The sequence below is a fragment of the Clostridium sp. AT4 genome, assembly GCF_001517625.2.
Classification (GTDB): domain Bacteria; phylum Bacillota; class Clostridia; order Lachnospirales; family Lachnospiraceae; genus Enterocloster.
The window spans coordinates 335275-353695 of record NZ_LN999827.1 but is presented as its reverse complement, the minus strand read 5'-3'; the positions used below and the strand labels follow the sequence as shown (position 1 = coordinate 353695).

The 18421-nt window shown below is 43.1% G+C and carries 20 protein-coding genes; 19 read left to right on the top strand and 1 reads right to left on the bottom strand.

Translation table 11 applies throughout. The annotated features are described in order from the left end of the window. The first annotated feature begins 9 nt into the window (after nucleotides 1–9). On the top strand, nucleotides 10–1464 hold the full coding sequence (locus BN3656_RS04825; RefSeq protein ID WP_066544751.1) for a GntP family permease: 1455 nt from the start codon (nucleotides 10–12) through the stop codon (nucleotides 1462–1464). 109 nt (nucleotides 1465–1573) lie between these two features. Here BN3656_RS04825 and BN3656_RS04820 read toward each other — a convergent pair whose 3' ends face one another. Continuing rightward, on the bottom strand, nucleotides 1574–2239 hold the full coding sequence (locus BN3656_RS04820; RefSeq protein WP_066544749.1) for a GntR family transcriptional regulator: 666 nt from the start codon (nucleotides 2237–2239) through the stop codon (nucleotides 1574–1576). 153 nt (nucleotides 2240–2392) lie between these two features. Here BN3656_RS04820 and BN3656_RS04815 point away from each other — a divergent pair, with 153 nt between their 5' ends. The 18 genes from BN3656_RS04815 (at nucleotide 2393) to BN3656_RS04725 (ending at nucleotide 18420) form a co-directional block, all read left to right on the top strand. Next, nucleotides 2393–3121: an NAD-dependent protein deacylase gene (locus tag BN3656_RS04815; RefSeq protein WP_066544747.1), complete on the top strand. Its 729-nt coding sequence runs from the start codon at nucleotides 2393–2395 to the stop codon at nucleotides 3119–3121. A 14-nt stretch (nucleotides 3122–3135) separates the two neighbouring features. Continuing rightward, nucleotides 3136–4131 carry an aldo/keto reductase gene (locus BN3656_RS04810; RefSeq protein WP_066544746.1) on the top strand — a complete coding sequence of 332 codons (996 nt, stop codon included), beginning with the start codon at nucleotides 3136–3138 and terminating at the stop codon, nucleotides 4129–4131. A 52-nt stretch (nucleotides 4132–4183) separates the two neighbouring features. Further along, a complete protein-coding gene (locus tag BN3656_RS04805) occupies nucleotides 4184–4399 on the top strand; it encodes a DUF951 domain-containing protein (protein WP_066545283.1) in 216 nt (71 codons plus the stop codon). Between the two features lie 123 nt (nucleotides 4400–4522). Next, a complete protein-coding gene (gene rpsF / locus BN3656_RS04800; RefSeq protein ID WP_066544744.1) occupies nucleotides 4523–4810 on the top strand; it encodes a 30S ribosomal protein S6 in 288 nt (95 codons plus the stop codon). Nucleotides 4811–4857: 47 nt separating this feature from the next. Beyond that, nucleotides 4858–5334, top strand: coding sequence for a single-stranded DNA-binding protein (locus tag BN3656_RS04795; protein WP_066544742.1), 477 nt, complete (start codon nucleotides 4858–4860; stop codon nucleotides 5332–5334). A gap of 42 nt (nucleotides 5335–5376) precedes the next feature. Continuing rightward, nucleotides 5377–5646: a 30S ribosomal protein S18 gene (rpsR, locus tag BN3656_RS04790; protein ID WP_066544740.1), complete on the top strand. Its 270-nt coding sequence runs from the start codon at nucleotides 5377–5379 to the stop codon at nucleotides 5644–5646. 567 nt (nucleotides 5647–6213) lie between these two features. Next, the gene (locus tag BN3656_RS04785) at nucleotides 6214–7713 is read left to right on the top strand and encodes a tagaturonate reductase (RefSeq protein ID WP_066544737.1); all 1500 of its coding nucleotides are present in this window, start codon (nucleotides 6214–6216) and stop codon (nucleotides 7711–7713) included. Nucleotides 7714–7831: 118 nt separating this feature from the next. Beyond that, a complete protein-coding gene (locus BN3656_RS04780) occupies nucleotides 7832–8314 on the top strand; it encodes a DUF2812 domain-containing protein (RefSeq protein WP_066544736.1) in 483 nt (160 codons plus the stop codon). Beyond that, the gene (locus tag BN3656_RS04775; RefSeq protein WP_066544735.1) at nucleotides 8314–9219 is read left to right on the top strand and encodes a hypothetical protein; all 906 of its coding nucleotides are present in this window, start codon (nucleotides 8314–8316) and stop codon (nucleotides 9217–9219) included. The genes BN3656_RS04780 and BN3656_RS04775 overlap by 1 nt, the downstream gene beginning before the upstream one ends. A gap of 168 nt (nucleotides 9220–9387) precedes the next feature. Continuing rightward, nucleotides 9388–9735, top strand: coding sequence for a TnpV protein (locus BN3656_RS04770; RefSeq protein WP_055220253.1), 348 nt, complete (start codon nucleotides 9388–9390; stop codon nucleotides 9733–9735). Nucleotides 9736–9858: 123 nt separating this feature from the next. Then, complete coding sequence (locus tag BN3656_RS04765; protein ID WP_055220256.1) at nucleotides 9859–10173, top strand: helix-turn-helix domain-containing protein; 315 nt, start codon at nucleotides 9859–9861, stop codon at nucleotides 10171–10173. A gap of 250 nt (nucleotides 10174–10423) precedes the next feature. Next, a complete protein-coding gene (locus BN3656_RS04760) occupies nucleotides 10424–11368 on the top strand; it encodes a ParM/StbA family protein (RefSeq protein ID WP_066544733.1) in 945 nt (314 codons plus the stop codon). Next, on the top strand, nucleotides 11365–11817 hold the full coding sequence (locus BN3656_RS04755) for a hypothetical protein (RefSeq protein ID WP_066544731.1): 453 nt from the start codon (nucleotides 11365–11367) through the stop codon (nucleotides 11815–11817). Before BN3656_RS04760 ends, BN3656_RS04755 begins: the two co-directional genes overlap by 4 nt. 793 nt (nucleotides 11818–12610) lie before the next feature. Beyond that, a complete protein-coding gene (locus BN3656_RS04745) occupies nucleotides 12611–12991 on the top strand; it encodes a hypothetical protein (RefSeq protein ID WP_066544730.1) in 381 nt (126 codons plus the stop codon). After that, nucleotides 12940–14181: a relaxase/mobilization nuclease domain-containing protein gene (locus BN3656_RS04740; protein WP_179297074.1), complete on the top strand. Its 1242-nt coding sequence runs from the start codon at nucleotides 12940–12942 to the stop codon at nucleotides 14179–14181. Before BN3656_RS04745 ends, BN3656_RS04740 begins: the two co-directional genes overlap by 52 nt. Nucleotides 14182–14209: 28 nt before the next feature. Further along, nucleotides 14210–14827: a DUF6040 family protein gene (locus tag BN3656_RS04735; RefSeq protein WP_143331325.1), complete on the top strand. Its 618-nt coding sequence runs from the start codon at nucleotides 14210–14212 to the stop codon at nucleotides 14825–14827. 110 nt (nucleotides 14828–14937) lie between these two features. Beyond that, nucleotides 14938–16659 (top strand): N-6 DNA methylase, encoded by a 1722-nt coding sequence (locus tag BN3656_RS04730; RefSeq protein WP_066544727.1) that lies wholly within the window; start codon nucleotides 14938–14940, stop codon nucleotides 16657–16659. Beyond that, complete coding sequence (locus BN3656_RS04725; RefSeq protein WP_066544725.1) at nucleotides 16660–18420, top strand: class I SAM-dependent DNA methyltransferase; 1761 nt, start codon at nucleotides 16660–16662, stop codon at nucleotides 18418–18420. Nucleotide 18421: the final 1 nt, after the last annotated feature.

Below are 18421 nucleotides of genomic sequence, written 5' to 3'. Positions count from 1 at the left end.
TAATTATTTATGCTGAATCCTGTATTAGCTATGGCAATCGGTATTGTCGTTATGATGGTACTGATCATTTTTACAAAAATGCATGCATTTCCGTCACTGATCATCTCGGCAATCCTGATTGCGGTTCTTGCAATGCCATTTGGTCCGGAGGGAGCCACAGTTGCGACCCTGACCGAATGTGTAAGCACCGTTACCAAGGGCTTTGGAAACACTATGGCAAGTATCGGCGTTGTAATCGGCTTTGGCTGTATCATGGGAATTTTCCTTGAGAAGAGCGGCGCTGCCAAGCGTATGGCTCTGACAATCCTTAAAATGGTCGGTGTAAAGAACTGCGATGTGGTTCTTGGATTTACAGGCTTCGTAGTTTCCATTCCCGTATTCTGCGATTCCGGTTTCGTTATCCTGTCCTCTCTGGCAAAAGAGTTTTCACGCCTTACCAAGAAATCCATGGTTTGGCTGGGCGGCATTCTTGGTATGGGACTTTACATTACCCACTTTATGGTTCCGCCTACACCGGGTCCTCTGGCAGTTGTAGGAACTTTCCAGGAAAATGGTTATAATCTGGATCTGGGAATGTATATCATTTTTGGTATCCTGATTTCTGTTCCCCTGTTTATCTTTTCTGTATTTCTTTTCCGTTATTTTGGAAAGAAATACCCGGATCTGGTTGTGCCTTATGAGATCGACCGTTCCAAGTACAGTGAGGGCCAGTTAAAGGTTCTTGACCGCATTCAGGAAAAACAGAGCCGCAATGAAGATCTTGCTACAGAGGATTTTGCAGATCTGCTGGCTGCTGAGAAGCTTCCCAGTGCATTTTTATCCTTTGCCACCTTATTAGTACCCATTGTTCTGATCTTTGCCAACACTCTGGTAGGACAGATTGGAGCGCTTCAGGGAACTGCATTTGCAGAGTGTGTGAAATTCCTCGGACAGCCGGTTATGGCGCTGTTTATTTCCCTCTGCATGGGCGCATTCCTTCTGTGTGCGGAATATGACCGCAAGACCTGTGTGGATCTGATGCAGGAAGCCTGTCGTGATGCAGGTCCTATCGTATTCATCACAGCAGCAGGCGGTGCCCTTGGCGCAGTTATCAATGCGACAGGCGCAGCAAAGATGATGGCAGACGCAATCGTTGCAGCGGGAGTTCCAGGTATTTTAGTACCGATCATCATTGGTGTCATCATGCGTTTCCCGCAGGGCTCCGGAACTACAGCTATGATTACAGGCTCCGCGATTATTGCCCCGATGATCAGCACACTGAATATCAATCCGTATCTTGCAGCACTGTCACTTTGTCTGACAACCATGTGCCCAAGCTACTTAAACGATTCCTATTTCCACGTTGTAACCAATTTCTCCGGTATGGATATCAAGACCAGCTTAAAGACATGGACGATTGGATCTATTCTGGTTCCGGCATTTGGTTCAGCTATTTTCTGCATCCTGTCTATCTTTATCCATTGATGGGAAGAATGCAGGACTGTGATATGATATGAAAAAAGAGCTGTCTCTTCTAATTTGGGAGATGGCTCTTTTTTTGCGGGTGCGCCGGCTGTCTTTGTATGGAAATACATCAATCCTGATGCATCTGGTCCAGATATACGATAATGGCATCCTTTGCAAGAAGCAGGTGTTCCCGATTGATCCGGTCTGCCTCTTTGACATTTCCGGCCAGTACATTTTGGATAATCTGTATATGCTCGGTCAGGGAATCGTCAAAACGCTTCCGGCTTTTTAAGGAATAGATGCGGAACCGCTGAACCATGGCGTAGACGCGTTCATAGGTACTGATTACCAGATTATTTCCGCTGAGCTGGATCAAAAGCTGGTGAAGCAGAGTGTCCTCTTCCACATAACGCTGTATATCGTCCTGGCTGTGATAGGTTTTTAAGCGTTCCATGCAGTCGTTTAATTCATGGTGTTTTTCTAAGGTCAGACAGTTTCCGGAACGCATAATGGCATAGCTTTCCAGCAGGATCCGCAAATCGAACACATCTTCAATATCCTTTGGAGTGTAGGTTTTTACAAATACGCCCCGGTTGGGATATTCTACGGCAAGTCCTTCGGATACCAGCTGGCGCAGGGCTTCACGGATGGGGCTGCGGGAAATCTCCAGTTTTTTTGACAGCTCTGTTTCCTGGATCTGCTGTCCTGGCGCATAGACGCCGCTGCAGATATCATCTCTTAATATCTCATATACCTGCTGTTTGATTGTAGTAATTCTTCTGATTTGGCTCATGTATGTTATCTCCGGGATCGAATGTTTAATTTCTTTTATCATATCATCAGAGGAAGTATAAGTAAACGGATGGGAGCAATTTTGTTTTTCATAGTGAATCTAAACGAAACCCGTGCTATAATAGGTTCAAAATCCGGCAAAGGAGGAAAACTCATGGATGAAAAATGGCAGCAGTTAAAGGAGTGGATTCAGGAAAGCCAATATATAGTTTTCTTTGGAGGTGCTGGTGTTTCTACTGAGAGCAAAATTCCGGACTTTCGGAGCGAGGACGGGCTGTATCGTCAGAAGTATAAGTACCCTCCGGAAACAATCATCAGCCACAGCTTTTATATGAAGAATACGGAGGAGTTCTACCGTTTTTATAAAGACAGGATGATTTATAAAGAGGCTGTACCCAATGACGCCCACAGAGCGCTTGCAAAGCTGGAGCAGGAGGGGAAGGTAAAGGCTGTTATTACCCAGAATATTGACGGGCTTCATCAGATGGCAGGAAGCAGGGAGGTGCTGGAGCTGCATGGCTCCGTACACCGAAATTACTGCACCCGCTGCGGACAGTTTTATGATCTGGATTATATAACGAACAGTGAAGGTGTTCCCAGATGCACCTGCGGCGGCACAGTCAAACCGGATGTGGTTCTGTATGAAGAGGGACTGGATGATACGGTTCTGCGCCGCTCTATCGAGCACATTTCAAAAGCAGATCTGCTGATCGTGGGCGGTACGTCTCTGGCAGTCTATCCGGCTGCCGGCCTGATTGACTATTATAGAGGAAAGAAACTTGTGCTTATCAACCGTTCTGCCACTCCCAGAGATTCCCAGGCAGATTTGATCATTAACGACAGTATCGGCCAGGTCTTAGGAGCCGTGGCCGGTATCAGATAGAGGAGGAAATAATTATGTATCAGGCAGCAGAAAACAGATATGACCATATGAAATACAGACGCAGCGGAAGAAGCGGCGTACTGCTTCCGGAGATTTCTCTGGGGCTGTGGCAGAATTTTGGACTGGAAAAGCCTCTGGAGGAGCAGAGAGAGATCCTTCTTCGGGCCTTTGATCTTGGGATTACTCATTTTGACCTTGCAAATAATTACGGCGCTCCGGCCAGAGGAAAGGCGGAGGAAAATTTTGGAGCCGTTCTGGCATCCGATCTGGCTTCCTACAGAGACCAGCTGTTTATTTCCACCAAGGCCGGTTATGACTGCTGGCCCGGTCCTTACGGTAACTGGGGATCCCGCAAATACCTGATGTCCAGTCTGGACGCCAGCTTAAAGCGCATGGGCCTTGACTACGTGGATGTATTTTACCATCACCGTCCGGATCCGTATACTCCTTTAGAGGAAACCATGGGCGCTCTTTCCGATATGGTGCGCCAGGGAAAGGCCCTTTATGTGGGAATTTCCAATTATGAGGCAGAGGAAGCAGAGCGGGCCATTGCCATTTTAAAGGAAAATAAGACCCCGTGTCTGCTTCATCAGCCCCGCTACAATATGTTCGAGCGCTGGTGCGAAGATGGGCTTTTTGAGGTTCTGGATCGGGAAGGAGTCGGATGCATCTGCTACAGCCCATTGGCTCAGGGAGCTTTGACGGGACGGTATTTAAAGGGGATTCCTGAGGGCTCCAGAGCGTCACGCAGCAACACCACAGTAGGAGGGCGCTACCTCACGCCAGAACGCCTGGAAAAAATCCGCGCGTTAAATGAGATGGCAGAAAATCGTGGTCAGAGTCTGGCTCAGATGGCTCTTTCCTGGATCCTTCGCAGAAAGGAAGTGACCAGCGTTCTCATCGGCGCCAGCAGCGTCGCCCAGCTGGAGGACAATATAAAGGCTCTGGACGGACCAGTATTTACAAAAGAGGAACAGGAGGCCATTGACCGTATTCTGGCAGATTCCTAAGAACAGGCAGAATAGGGACAAGGGCAGAGGAATAAAAAAGGGAGAGCGGATTATGACTGAAAAACCAGATTACCAGGTGGGAGACATTGTGAAGCTTAAAAAGCCTCATCCCTGCGGCAGCAGCGAATGGGAGATCCTGCGGGTGGGGGCGGATTTCCGCTTAAAATGCACTGGCTGCGGCCATCAGATCATGGTGGCCAGGAGGATGGTGGAGAAGAATACCAGAGGCCTGAAAAAGAGCGGCGGAGAAATGTCCACAAACCCATGAAAAAAGCGAAAAAAGGGCTTGCATTTAAGCAAAACCTTTGGTAGAATAACTATTCGTGACATATTAAATCCTTGCTCCTGAAACTGAAAGCAGGGGCCAGAGACCACAAGGAGGTAAAGCAAGATGAACAAGTACGAATTAACCGTTGTTCTGAATGTGAAGCTTGAAGACGAAGAGCGCGCAGCAGCACTCGAGAAGGTAAAGGGTTACATCACCCGTTTCGGCGGTACTGTAACTAACGTAGATGAGTGGGGTAAGAAGAGACTTGCATACGAGATCCAGAAGATGCATGAGGCTTACTACTACTTCATCCAGTTCGAGTCTGATTCTGTATGCCCGAACGAAGTAGAAGCTCACGTTCGTATTATGGAACCAGTGATCAGATACTTATGCGTTAAGGCTGAGGCATAAGAGATACCCAGACCGCTTAAGCGGAATTGAAAAGGAAGTGTGACCGTATGAACAGAGTTATCTTAATGGGCAGATTGACAAGAGATCCGGAAGTAAGATATTCCCAGGGAGAGCGTTCCATGGCGATTGCCAGATACACTCTCGCAGTGGACAGAAGAGGCCGCAGAAATCAGGATGGAAACTCCGAGCAGACTGCAGATTTTATCAACTGTGTGGCATTTGACCGTGCAGGCGAGTTTGCAGAGCGGTATTTCCGCCAGGGCATGCGTGTTCTTGTATCCGGACGTATCCAGACAGGAAGCTATGTAAATAAGGACGGTCAAAAGGTATACACCACCGAGGTCATCTTAGATGACCAGGAGTTCGCGGACAGTAAGGGTGCGGCTTCTGATATGGGCGGATATGGACAGTCCGGTTACGGACAGTCTGCGCCTTCTCAGAGACCGGCTCCTGCCAGCGCGATTGGTGATGGGTTTATGAATATTCCGGACGGAGTTGAGGACGAAGGACTTCCATTCAACTAGACCGGGATTCTTCACGGTGAATAATAAAGGAGGACAACACCAATGGCATTTAATAAGACTGAAAGACCAGAGGGCGCTAAGATGAGAAGACCGGGCGGTATGCGCAGAAGAAAGAAAGTCTGCGTATTCTGCGGCGACAAGAATGGCGTAATTGACTATAAGGATGTAAACAAGCTGAAGAGATACGTATCCGAGAGAGGAAAAATCCTTCCCCGTCGTATCACTGGTAACTGCGCAAAGCACCAGAGAGCTTTAACTGTAGCTATCAAGCGCGCACGCCACATCGCTTTAATGCCTTATACATGTGAATAATTTTGACATGGGAAAGTCCTGGAAACTTGGTGTTTCCGGGGCTTTTTTCGTTTTTTGTACTCAAATATTTATTAGGGCGTACACCTTTTACTCAAAAAATGCTCAAGCTTAATATCCCCCTTGGCCTGGGGGTATGAATGGGGTATAATAGGCCTGTACAGACATAAGCTTGAAATGAAGAACCGGACATACCGGAACATATTTCCTTTGTATTCGATGCACAGTATTATTCAGATAATAATCCGGATTTGAGAGAAATATACGGTGATGATCTGCCGTCCTATTATAATCATTATATGGACTGTGGCTGGGCTGAGGAACGGATTTGCCATTAAAAAATTTATAAAGAGCGGAAAAGTTGTCTGTTTTCTTATGAAAGAGCCATGTAAGAAAATGTAACATTGATAAAAAATACACAATACCGAGAAACACAACAAATTTTACAAAAATACAGCTATAATTTTCATGTTTTCTACAAAATAAAATATTTCTATTTAAAAAGGGTAAATACCTGTGGTAAAATAAAGTACAAAGATGGTTCACAAAGGAAAGGAGAGAACATTTATTATGGCACTTTTAAATTATGATGTGTTGAAGAAATCCGGCTATGACGGATATATCCTGGAGGACGCCCCTGTAAAGGTCCTTCAGTTCGGCGAGGGAAACTTCCTTCGTGCATTTGTGGATTATTGGTTTGATCTTGCAAATGAAAAGGCCGGATGGAACGGAAAGTGCTGTCTGGTACAGCCCATTGCTCCGGGTCTGGCAAAGATGATCAACGAGCAGGAGGGTCTGTACACCCTGTATCTGCGCGGAAGTGAAAATGGTCAGAAGGTAGACGACAAGCGTGTGATTTCCAGCGTTGCAAACTGCTTAAATCCATATGAGAAGGCTGACTATGACAAGATGATGGAGGTTGCCGCAAGCGACGATCTTGAGATTATCGTATCCAATACGACGGAGGCAGGTATTCAGTATGATCCTTCCTGCCAGAAGGATGACTGCCCTCCTGCAAGCTTTCCTGCAAAGCTGACACAGGTGCTCTATCATCGCTATCAGGCTGGAAAGTCCGGTATTATCATGCTGGCCTGCGAGCTGATCGACAACAACGGCAAAGAGCTGTTGAAGTGCGTAAATCAGTACATTGAGCAGTGGGGACTTGAGGACGGATTTAAGAAGTATGTCAATGAGGACTGCACCTTCTGCGGTTCCCTGGTAGACCGTATCGTTCCGGGCCGTATCCGTGATGCAGAGGAAGTAAAGGCTCTGGATGCAAAGAACGGCTACGAGGATCCGCTGACAGACGTTGGCGAGGTATTCGGCGTCTGGGTAATCGAGGGTGACGAGAAGTTAAATGATGTTCTGCCATTTAAGAAGGCCGGACTGATGGACAAGGTATTTGTAACACCTGATATGAGCCCATATAAGAAGAGAAAGGTGCGTATCTTAAACGGCGCTCATACTGGCTTTGTTCTGGGCGCATACCTGGCAGGCGAGGATATTGTCCGCGACTGCATGAACGATGAGGTGATCAAGGGCTTCATGAACAAGATGCTCTATGATGAGGTGATCCCAACCCTTCCTCTGGACAAGGATGACCTGTTAAAATTCGCAGCAGCTGTATCTGACCGTTTCAATAATCCATTTGTAAACCATGAGCTGATGAGCATTTCCTTAAATTCTACCTCCAAGTGGAAGGCAAGAAATATGCCGTCCTTCCTGGAGTACATCAAGGAAGAGGGCAGGCTGCCTGAGTGCCTGACCATGTCTCTGGCTGCATACATTGCATTTTACAGCAATGATATCCAGGCCCTTACAGATGCAGGTCTTGTATGCAAGCGTCCGGCCGGCAATGAGTATACCGTAAGCGATGACCGCTGGGTACTGGAATTCTACTACGACCATAAGGATGATTCTGAGGAGGAGCTGGTACATGCTGTTCTGACCAATGAAAAAATGTGGGATCAGGATTTGACACAGATCGAAGGTCTGGAGGCCAAGGTTACAGAAAACTTAAAGAAGATTCATACAGAAGGCGCAAAGGCTGCATACGCAAGCTGCCTGTAATCGCCGGAAAATGTGTTAAAACCGCTGAAAGCAGTGCCGCAGAAAGCCTGAAATGGGCTTCTGCGGCATTTTTCAGTTAAATGGAGAAGAATGTGGCAAAAATTAAGGGGGTGTGCCTGTGAGAAACCGAAAACGCCGAATGGAGAACTTTACATTTTACGATTACAGAGAAATCTGCACCCATCTGGAGCAGATGGTTCAAAAGGGGTGGATGCTCAAAAGGATCGGGCTGTTCTGGGAGTATGAACGGATCGAACCGGCAAGACTGCATTTTGCAGTGTCTCATTGCAGGGGGATAAAAGAGGAGATTGAGGAAAAGGACGGGGGCCGGCTGCCACAGGATGGCTGGAAGCAGGTCTGCCAGTCGGACCGTATGGGAATCTACTGCTGCAGCCGGGAGGAGGCGCCTCCTTTTGGTAGTACGGCAAAGGAGGAGCTGGAAGCGGTTCGTGGGATTGGGATAAAAAGATATCTTTTTTCAGGGCTCCTTGTTTTTGCAGCAGCCCTGCTGCAGGAGTGGACTTTTTTTCATCTCTGGGCCGGGATTTTACAGGAGTGCTGTTTGACGGGGGCCGCCTCTTGGGAGGCATTTGTTTTCTGATGGTGGTTTTTATTTGCCTGGGCGAGAAAATCGGTTATATTTTATGGTATTTACGGGCAAAGAAGGAGGTTCTAAAGGGCAGGCTCCCTTCTGCGCGGGGAATGGGGATAGTTCGGAGGATTCTGTTTGGAATGCTGTCGTTTATGATGATACTCTGGACGCTGAGAACGCTGTTTGGCGGAGGTTTGATGGAGCGCTGGCTGGTGGTTCTTGGAGTTGCCTGTTTCAGCCTTTTATTTGGCGTAGTGTATGCGGGAATGGGATGGATGAAAAAAAGGGGCCTGTCAGGGAGAGGACATCAGATCGCAGGAATGATCGCCGCATATTTTATTTCGTGTTTTATGCTGGGATTTCTTACCCTGGGAATTTTGAAGGCGTCTGACAGAGGCATGTTTATTTCAGATGAAAAGGAAACCTATGAGTATGGGGGAAGAATCTGGGAGGTGTCTCAGGATGAGCTTCCCCTTAAGCTGGAGGATCTGACGGGGGAGAGCTATGAGGAATATACCAGAGAAAATGATAAAAAGGAATCCCTGCTTCTCAGGCAGGAGAGCATTTCCCAGAGGCCTCGCCTGGATGCGGAAAATTTCAGGGAACTGCCGGAACTGGAGTATAGCCTGATAACTGTGAAGCTGCCGGTGCTTTATGACCGGTGCAGGCAGGCTCTGATCCGGGAAGGAGAGCGCCATTATCCGGAGGGAGACAGGATTTATCAGGAAGAGGATGCGAGGCCCTGGGGAGCCATAGAAGCATACCGTATCTATGATTCCAGATATGGTTTCCGAAATCAGTATCTGATATGCTGGGAAAATGTTCTTGCGGAAATCCATTTCCCATGGGAGCCGGATGAGGGGCAGAAAGGGATCGTGGAAAAAAATTTAAATAAATTAGCACTCAACTCTTGATAATGGAAGTCGATTTTTGTCCTGTCTTGTGTATCCTAGAAGCGCCTGTTTTACAGGCTTTCCGGGGCATCAGTCATTTTGTCTGGTATTGTAAAGCAGTGTCAGATTTGTCGTAAATGTCGTAAATTTGTGGTCAAAAAATGATGAGAAATGGAGAGTGCTAATAAAATGAAATTAACGTATACGAATGTAAATGGATATCTGATTCCGAATCTCACCTATAAATCCGGTGAGCAGATGGAGCAACTTGGAAAGTATGGTTTTCTTCGTAGAGATTATCTGAAAAACCATCGAAATTCAACCTATCAGGTGATGCTTCTGCAGGATACGATTGGAGAGCATCTTCTGGAAGTGGACAAGGCAGCCAGGGAACGGGAAGAAGTGATTCTGAAACAGTTGGAAGAAAAAGAACCACTGCCGGATAAGGAGAAAGATCAGATGGCATGGGTAAGAGCTGCCAATCAGCACAGAGCGATTGCAGAAGAGATTATCCTGAAAGAATTGATTTATGTATAAGGATTGCCAGTAACTAATCTGGCAGGTAACTGATAAAAATAGAATATTGTGAGCGAAGTAAGACGTGAGTCATAAGATATGGCTTGCGTCTTTTTCTTTTGAACTGGAAAGGAGGATGGGAGCATGGCACAGATTTTTCGTGTAGAGAAAACTAAGAATTTTACGGTAATGAGTAATCACCATTTCAAGAATAAGAATCTGACATTGAAAGCGAAAGGCCTATTGTCACTGATGTTAAGTTTACCAGAGGAATGGAATTACAATATGCAGGGACTGGCAACACTGAACAGAGATGGGATTGATTCTGTTCGTTCTGCAATTAAGGAATTAGAGCATCATGGATATGTGGAACGTCATAGATTGCGTAATGAATATGGCTTTTATGGAGATACCGAATATATTATCCGGGAAGTTCCATTAGGAGAAGAAAATGATTAAGCGAAGGAGAAAATGCCTAATGGTGGATAGTCCAATTTTGGATAATCAGGTCATAGGAAATTCCTATCTCCGGACATCAGAAAATAGGAAAACCAGATATGATAAATCCCATATTGGACAAACCGTCGCTATTAATAACCAATGTTATCAAATATGAATTATTAAAAAACCAGTAAATAAAATATCCATCTTATCAATTCACGTAAGTATTAATAGGATTGGATAAGAAAAGAAAGAATGAGGTATGATTATGAGAATGATGAAAAACAACAATAATGAGATAGTTACAGTGATCGGGATTGATCATGGTTATGGAAACATGAAAACTGCCACTAGATGCTTTCCATCTGGTGTAGCCAGATATGACAAGGAGCCAATCTTTCAGAACAATCTTCTTGTTTACAATGGCATGTATTACCAGATCGGAGAGGAACACAAGGAGTTCTGTGCAGAGAAAACGCAGGATGAGGACTATTATGTGCTGACACTGGCAGCTATCGCAAGGGAACTGGATGGGAAAGGTATGAACCGGGCAACGGTACATATCGCAGCCGGACTTCCCCTTACCTGGGTAGCTACACAGAAAGAAGACTTTCAGAAATATCTTCTCCAGAATGAATGTGTAGATTTTACATTCCGCAATAAAGAGTATCATGTAGAGTTCGCAGGAGCTGATATTTACCCACAGGGATTTGCAGCAGCCTTTTACCGCTTACAGGATTTTAAAGGCATCAACATGCTGGTGGATATTGGAAACGGAACTATGAACATCATGTATATCAACAATTCCCGTCCATTAGAGAAGAAATGCTTTACAGAGAAATATGGAACACATCAGTGTGTGCTTGCTGTAAGGGAATCCCTGCTGAAAGAACTGGGAACAGTGGTGGACGATCTGGTGATTGAGCAGGTAATCCGTACCAGGACAGCAGATATTGGCGAGAAATATCTGACAGTCATTCGTAAAGCTGCCGGAGATTATACGAAAGAAATCTTCCATAAGCTGAGAGAACGGGAATATAATCCAGAACTGATGCGTCTGTATGTGGTCGGCGGTGGCGGTTGTATGATCCAGAATTTTGGAGAATATGACAAGAGCCGGGTGACAATTGTACGGGACATCTGTGCCACAGCGAAAGGCTATGAAGCAATGACCGTAAGGAAAATCCAGAGAAACGGAGGGATGCTTGTATGAGAAAAGAACGGAAAATCATCAATACCAATATCCGTTTGAACCTTTGTGATGAACAGGACAGGCAGGCATGGGAATATTTGCAGACGATGGACAGGGAAAAATATAAATCGTACACCAGAGCAGTTGTAGTTGCTTTAAACGATTATTTTTCCAGAGAGTACAGGAATGAAGCAGATCCGTATCTGGAAACCAGAGAAAAGGAAGATGCTTTTCTGGAAAGAGTGGAAACAGCAGTCCGGGATGGAGTGAAAGAATCTGCCCCGATGGCTATAGCGAAGAATCTGATGGAAATGCTTGTACCGTTTGTAAAAGAATCGGTAGGAGAAATTAATCTGCTGGACAGAACACTAACAATGGAGAAAACGGATGGAGAGATTGCAGAAGATAATCTGGACTGGGAGAAAGAAGCTGATATGGATGCAGCACTGGATTTTGCAGACAGTTTTTAGATAGTTATGAAATAGCAGTAACAGGAAAACAGACTGACAGTAAGGAATAGCTTTACAAAAATAGAATAGCAGAAAAAGACAATGGCAGTGGTGACATTTCAGATATTATGAATTGGAGAAATGTTTATGACTGCTATTTTTATGTCTTTTAGCAGAAATGGAAAGAGATCCAGAAAAAGAAAGACAGAAATAACAGGAAAATATAACAGAAAAGCGTTGGCAGATGGGTGATTGAACAAGCAAGGCGAAGAAAAGAGATAGAGTGCCGGATACGGCACATGATTGTCCGATACTTCGCATCGGAGTGATGCAGGAACAGTCTGTTTCAGAAAGAGAAAATCTATGGAAATGGGAGCTTTTCTATTTCTTCCACAGTCTGTCCCTGCACCACAAAACCACTGTCATCTCCATTTAGGGTTGATAATGCAGTGTGGAAATGTTGCTTGGCTAGTATCGGTTTAGTAGTGGGAAGATGACAGGCAAGTTTCGCAAAGTGGCAAGCCACTCTGCACCGGAGCCAGCCTTTGGGCTGTTCCTAAACTTGCCAGAGGGCTCCGCCCCTTGGAACCCCGGCACGCCAATAACGTAAGTAATCCTGCTAAATGTCCACCGGACATTCCTTCGGATGACTTACTGATTGACTAGGACGCTGTCCTGCACCTGCCAAAGGGGAATATTGCATTTCCCCTTATGGAATCCCCTGCTAATCTACCAGCCGGATGCTAATCTACCAGTCGGAAAGGTTATGGCTGATTTATAAAAAAGATAGAGTGGAGAAAGGAAACGAAGATTTATGCGAAAACGAAATTATACGGTAACGATACGAATGAATAAAGCAGAGTATGATCTGTTTCAAAGCAAAGTAAAAGAATCCGGAAGAACACAGCAGGAAGTAGTAATAAAAGCAATCGCAGATTTGAAGATAGCTTCTACAGAGGAAGTGGAAGAACTAAAAAGATTGAATCAGATGTTTGCCGACATTCTCAGTCAGCTTCGTGGAGCTACTACAAATATCAATCAGATTGCAAGAAAGCTGTATACAGATGGAGAAGTTCCAAATGACAGTACGCTGTATTTCCTCAATAAAAGTATTCTTAAGTACCGGAAGGAGAGTGAAAAGATATGGCTATTAATAAGACGATTAATAAGCGGACAAATACACATGGAGCAATGAGAAACTGCATCGAATATGTATTGCGTCAGGACAAGACCAGTGAGCAGCTTACCTATGTGACTGGCCCGTACTGCCATGACGAGATCAATTATGATCTGGTGTACAGAGCATTTTTAGAGGAAAAGAAGGTGTGGGATAAAGATTCTGGAAGGATGTACGCCCACAATATTATTTCCTGGCACAAGGACGAGCAGATCACACCGGAGCAAGCATTTGAATTTGGAAAAGAGTTTGCAGAAGAATGGTTTCGGGGATTCCAGACCTTAGTGGCTGTGCATAAGGATAAAAACCATATCCACTGCCATCTGGTTACAAATTCTGTGAGTTATGAAGATGGGAGAAAACTGCATAACACCAAAAAGGATCTGGAACGTATGAAACAGCTTACTAATCAGATGTGCCGAGAACGTGGACTGACAGTTGTCGAGAAAGGAAAGCACTTTGATGGAAGCCAGATTGAAAAAGGGGAAGTTATTGCATGGAGCAAAGATAAATATAACCTGTTCTGTCAACAGGTAAAGGATAGTTTTGTAGCGGACTGTGCAATGGCGGTATTAAAGGCACTGGAAAATTGTATCAGCAAAGAAAAGTTTATAGAAAAAATGAAACAGTTTGGATGGAATGTAAACTGGACAGAAAAGCGGAAACACATCACATTTCAGAATCAGGATGGAAAGAAAGTGCGTGACAGCAATCTGTCAAAAACATTCCATCTGGACATCAGTAAGGAGGGCTTAGAGAATGAATTTAATGGAAATAGGGAAAAATCCAGAGTTGCAGCCGACAGAGACAGCAGATCAGACGAAGAACTCAGAAACTATTACAGAGAGCTTGACGCAGCCATTGCAGACACCAGAGGAATCACCAATCAAGCTCAAAGCGGAGAGGGATATTCTCGTACAGAGTTTCGAGAAAGCGAAAGAGTTCATGCGAACACAGAAAAAGCAGATACAGACACTGGAAGAAGAGAAACAGACGATCTTATCCGACAGGCAGAGATTGCGAGAAGAAGTTCGGAAATCAACCGTAGAAATTCAGCGTTTGACAACCGAACTGTCCGAAACGCAGAAGCTGAATCAATCGCTTCAGCAGAGCAACGACGACTTGAGGAACAGAAACGGATTGATGAGCAGGAGCGAGCAAGAGCGGCTCGAAGAAGAAATAAAAGACGTTCGGGACCGGAACTCTAAATTACAGATACAAGTGAACCAATCATCTGTGGAAGCGGTGGAACAGGCACAGCAGAAACAGGAAGAAGCTGAAAAGAAGGTAAGGACAATACAATGTCAATATAACAAATTACAAGAGAATGCAGAAACGATGAAAGAAAAGGCGGATCAGAAAATAAAAAGTCTGAAACAAGAAATGAAAGAAAAAACAAGTTTCTGGCAGATGGCATATATTATTTTTTTAGTATTTGAGATGATAGAAAGCACAGTAGTTCAGAATGATTTAATTGCTTGTATAAAAGTTCCGGTAAGAGTTTGGTGTAGGTATGTAGAATGGGTAATTCGTCCATCAGAATTAAATATTTGGGGTGAGAAGGAATATTTTTCAACAGAATGGTCGTGGTGTTTGCGAGTTATGGCAATTATTATCATTGTCGGAGCAGTAATTGCCGGTGAAATGTTTGTTCTGAAGAAAATAGAACAGTATCGAAGAGTGTGGGATAAATATTCCATACGGTTTATGGTGGTCAGTTTAGAGATGATTATTGTATCAGGCGATGTGTTGAGAAGATGTATGCCAATAAATCTTGTGGTATTATTTGGAATAATAAATATCGCTGTCATAGAAATAAGGATTTATTATCGTAGAGCTAATGAAATATATTAAAAATCAACAATGGTTATCAAAAACCAAATTTGATTATTGACAATCAATAATGTGGGTGCTATAGTAAAAATATGGAAATTGATTGTGAATAACCAAAGGAGGAAGTGGCATTGAAGACTTCGGTTAAAGAGCTAAAAGCAAAAGAAATCTCAAAAGTTGAAGAGATTAGCTGGAATATTTCAAACAGGATAAGAGAATTTGGAAATGCTTCTATGTACGGTGGGTTTTGTTTAGCATATGTGGCCTATGTATCCTTAAAAAATAAGATAACAGATATAAACCAGTTAAAAGAATATGTGGAGCTGACTTTTTCACCAGAAAGAGTCAGTTTCATAAAAGAAAATATTGGAAATTTATGGAATGTTGCAATAGAAATTTCAGAAGAATATTCAGAAGCTGCACTTTTAGCGACTGTTTTATGGTGGCAATTACAGGGGAATCGTTTCATGGGAGAATGTGAAACACCGCAGAGTGTCATAAAGCTGGCAAATGAGATTCTTCAGATTTCAAATGATAAGGTGGCAGATTTTTGCAGCGGAATTGGTTCGTTTCTTGTGAGTGCCATAGAAAAGAGTCCAGAATCACAATTTTATGGTACAGAGATTGTGCGAGATGTAAAAGAAGTGTCAGAAATCCGTACAGAATTGATATCTGATCGGGTAAAAATTGAGCAAAAATCAGTTTTAAATATAAAGGATAATTTGATGTTTGATAAAATATTCTGTGATTATCCATGGGGAATAAAAGCAAAAGACAGCATTGGAAGTAACGAAGCATTACAAGCAATATATGATGAGATACCAGAAGTACAGAAGGTGGCAGCAGGAGACTGGATATTTATTATAAATGTCATGAATCACCTTAATAAAAATGGTAAGGCTGTTATTTCGGTAAGTAATGGAGTTACTTGGAATGGTGGAAATAATACAATCATTCGTGAAAAATTTATAAAACGAGGATTTGTGGAAGCAGTGATTGCTCTTCCGCAAAATTTATATTTAAATACAGGAATTGCATGTTCATTACTGGTGCTAAGCAGAAATAATAAAAATATAAGAATGATAGATGCAACAGAAATGGTATCGGTCGGACGGAGACAGAACATTCTTAGTGATGAAAATATTTCTGAGATTGTTGAATTGTTGAATACCGATGACAAAAATTCAAGACAGGTTTCTATTGAAGAGGTGGCGGAAAATGAATATGTTCTTAATCCTTCAAGATATCTTCAACAAGAAACAGTTGTAAAAAATGGTGTGCTTTTTGAAACTGTAATAAAGAATATAACAAGAGGAGCACAAATTAAAGCATCTGTTTTAGATGAAATTGTATCAGATAAACCGACGAACATGCAGTACTTGATGTTGGCAAATTTACAGGATGGAATCATTAGTGACGAACTTCCATATTTAAAGGGAATAGACTCTAAATATGAAAAATATTGTATAAAAAATGGAAGTCTGGTAATTTCCAAAAATGCATCGCCGGTGAAAATGGCGATTGCGTCTGTACAAGAAGGCAATAAGATTTTGGCAAATGGAAATCTCTATGTTATTGAACTGGATGAAGATAAGATAAATCCTTATTTCTTAAAAGCGTATCTGGAAAGCGAAAATGGGAAGGCGGCTTTATCCAGAGTCGCAGTAGGTGCTACCTTGTTAAATCTACCGGTGGAAGGATTAAAAAAGGTGATAATTCCGTTGCCGGATTTAGAAAGTCAGAAAAAAATTGCAGATCAATATTATGCGAAGCTAAGTGAGATTAAAGAATTAAAATACAAACTGGAAAAGGCAACAGAAGAACTGGAACATATTTATACGGAGGAAAAATAAATGAACGAGAATAATAAATTTGATGTAGTTGGAACCAATATAGCAGAAAAAGCGACGATGATCTGGAATGTAGCAGATATGCTTAGAGGACCATTCAAACCACATGAATATGGTTTGATAATCTTACCAATGACAGTAGTAAAAAGATTTCATGACTGCCTATTGTCGACGCATAAAGCAGTACTTGAAAAGTATGAGGAAGTAAAGAAATTTGCAGTTATTGATGGATTTTTGACAACAGCCTCTCAGTATCAGTTTTATAATATCAGCAAATATACATTTGATTCATTGCTTGCTGATCCGGAAAATATCGAAGCAAATTTTAGAGATTATTTAAATGGATTTTCTGCAAATGTCCAGGATGTGTTATCGAAGTTTGATTTTGACAACATTATCCGCAGAATGGTAGAAAGCAATACATTATATCTGGTTATCAAAGAATTCAATTCCCAGAAAGGTTACCTGGGACCGGATAAAATCAGTGCTGTAGATTGTGGTTATATTTTTGAGGATCTGGTAAAGCGATTTTCAGAGTCTTTCGGTGAAGAAGCAGGAGCACATTTTACCAGTAGAGATATCATTTATTTGATGACAGACTTGCTTTTATCCGATGCGGATCTGAGTAAGGGGGGAAATGTAACTGTGTATGATATGGCAATGGGAACCTCTCAGATGCTTAGCTGTATGGAAGAAAGAATTCAGGAATTAAATACAGAGATTGGCGTTACCTGTTTTGGTCAGGAGTTCAATCCGTCCACTTTTGCGATTGCAAAAGCAGATATGATGATTCGGGGTGGTGATCCGAATAATATGAGGTTCGGTGATACTTTGTCAGAAGATCAGTTTAGTGGCTATCAGTTCCAGTATATCATTTCCAATCCGCCTTTTGGAATCGACTGGAAAAGAGAAAAGGCAGCAGTGGAAGCAGAAGCAAAGAAAGGTGATCTGGGAAGATTTGCACCGGGACTTCCGAAAATATCAGATGGTCAGCAGTTGTTTGTATTAAATGGTCTTTCCAAGCTTGCACCAAATGGGAAAATGGCAATTATTCAGAACGGTTCGCCATTGTTTTCCGGAGATGCGGGAAGTGGACCGTCAGAAATCAGAAGATATATGCTTGAAAATGACTGGCTGGATGCAATCGTGCAATTAGGAACCGATATGTTTATGAATACAGGCATCAGTACCTACATCTGGATTTGTTCCAAAGATAAACCGTTGCATAGAACTGGAAAAGTGCAGTTGATAGATGCATCACATTGTTATGAAGCAAGAAGAAAAAGTATTGGAACAAAAAGAAATGATATTACGGATCAGTGTCGTGATTTGATTGTAAAGGCTTATGGTGCATTTGAAAATGATGCTGTATATGGAGATAAGGAAGGTATTTATTGCCAGAGCAAAATATTCGATACAGAGGAATTTGGATACCAGAAGATTGTCGTAGAACAACCCCAGAGAGATGAAAATGGAGAAATTGTATTAAAGAAGGGAAAGCCTGTAGCAGATACATCTCTGCGTGATACAGAAAATGTACCTTTGACAGAAGATATCAAGGAGTATTTCAAACGAGAAGTATTACCATATGCACCGGAAGCATGGATTGACAAGAAGAAAACGAAAAAAGGATATGAGATTCCAATGACAAGATATTTCTATGAATATCAGGCACCGGAACCAGTGGAAGAAATTGCAGTGCGTCTGCATGAACTGGAACTGGAAATTCAGAGCAGTTTGGATGCTTTGTTTGGGGGTGAATGAT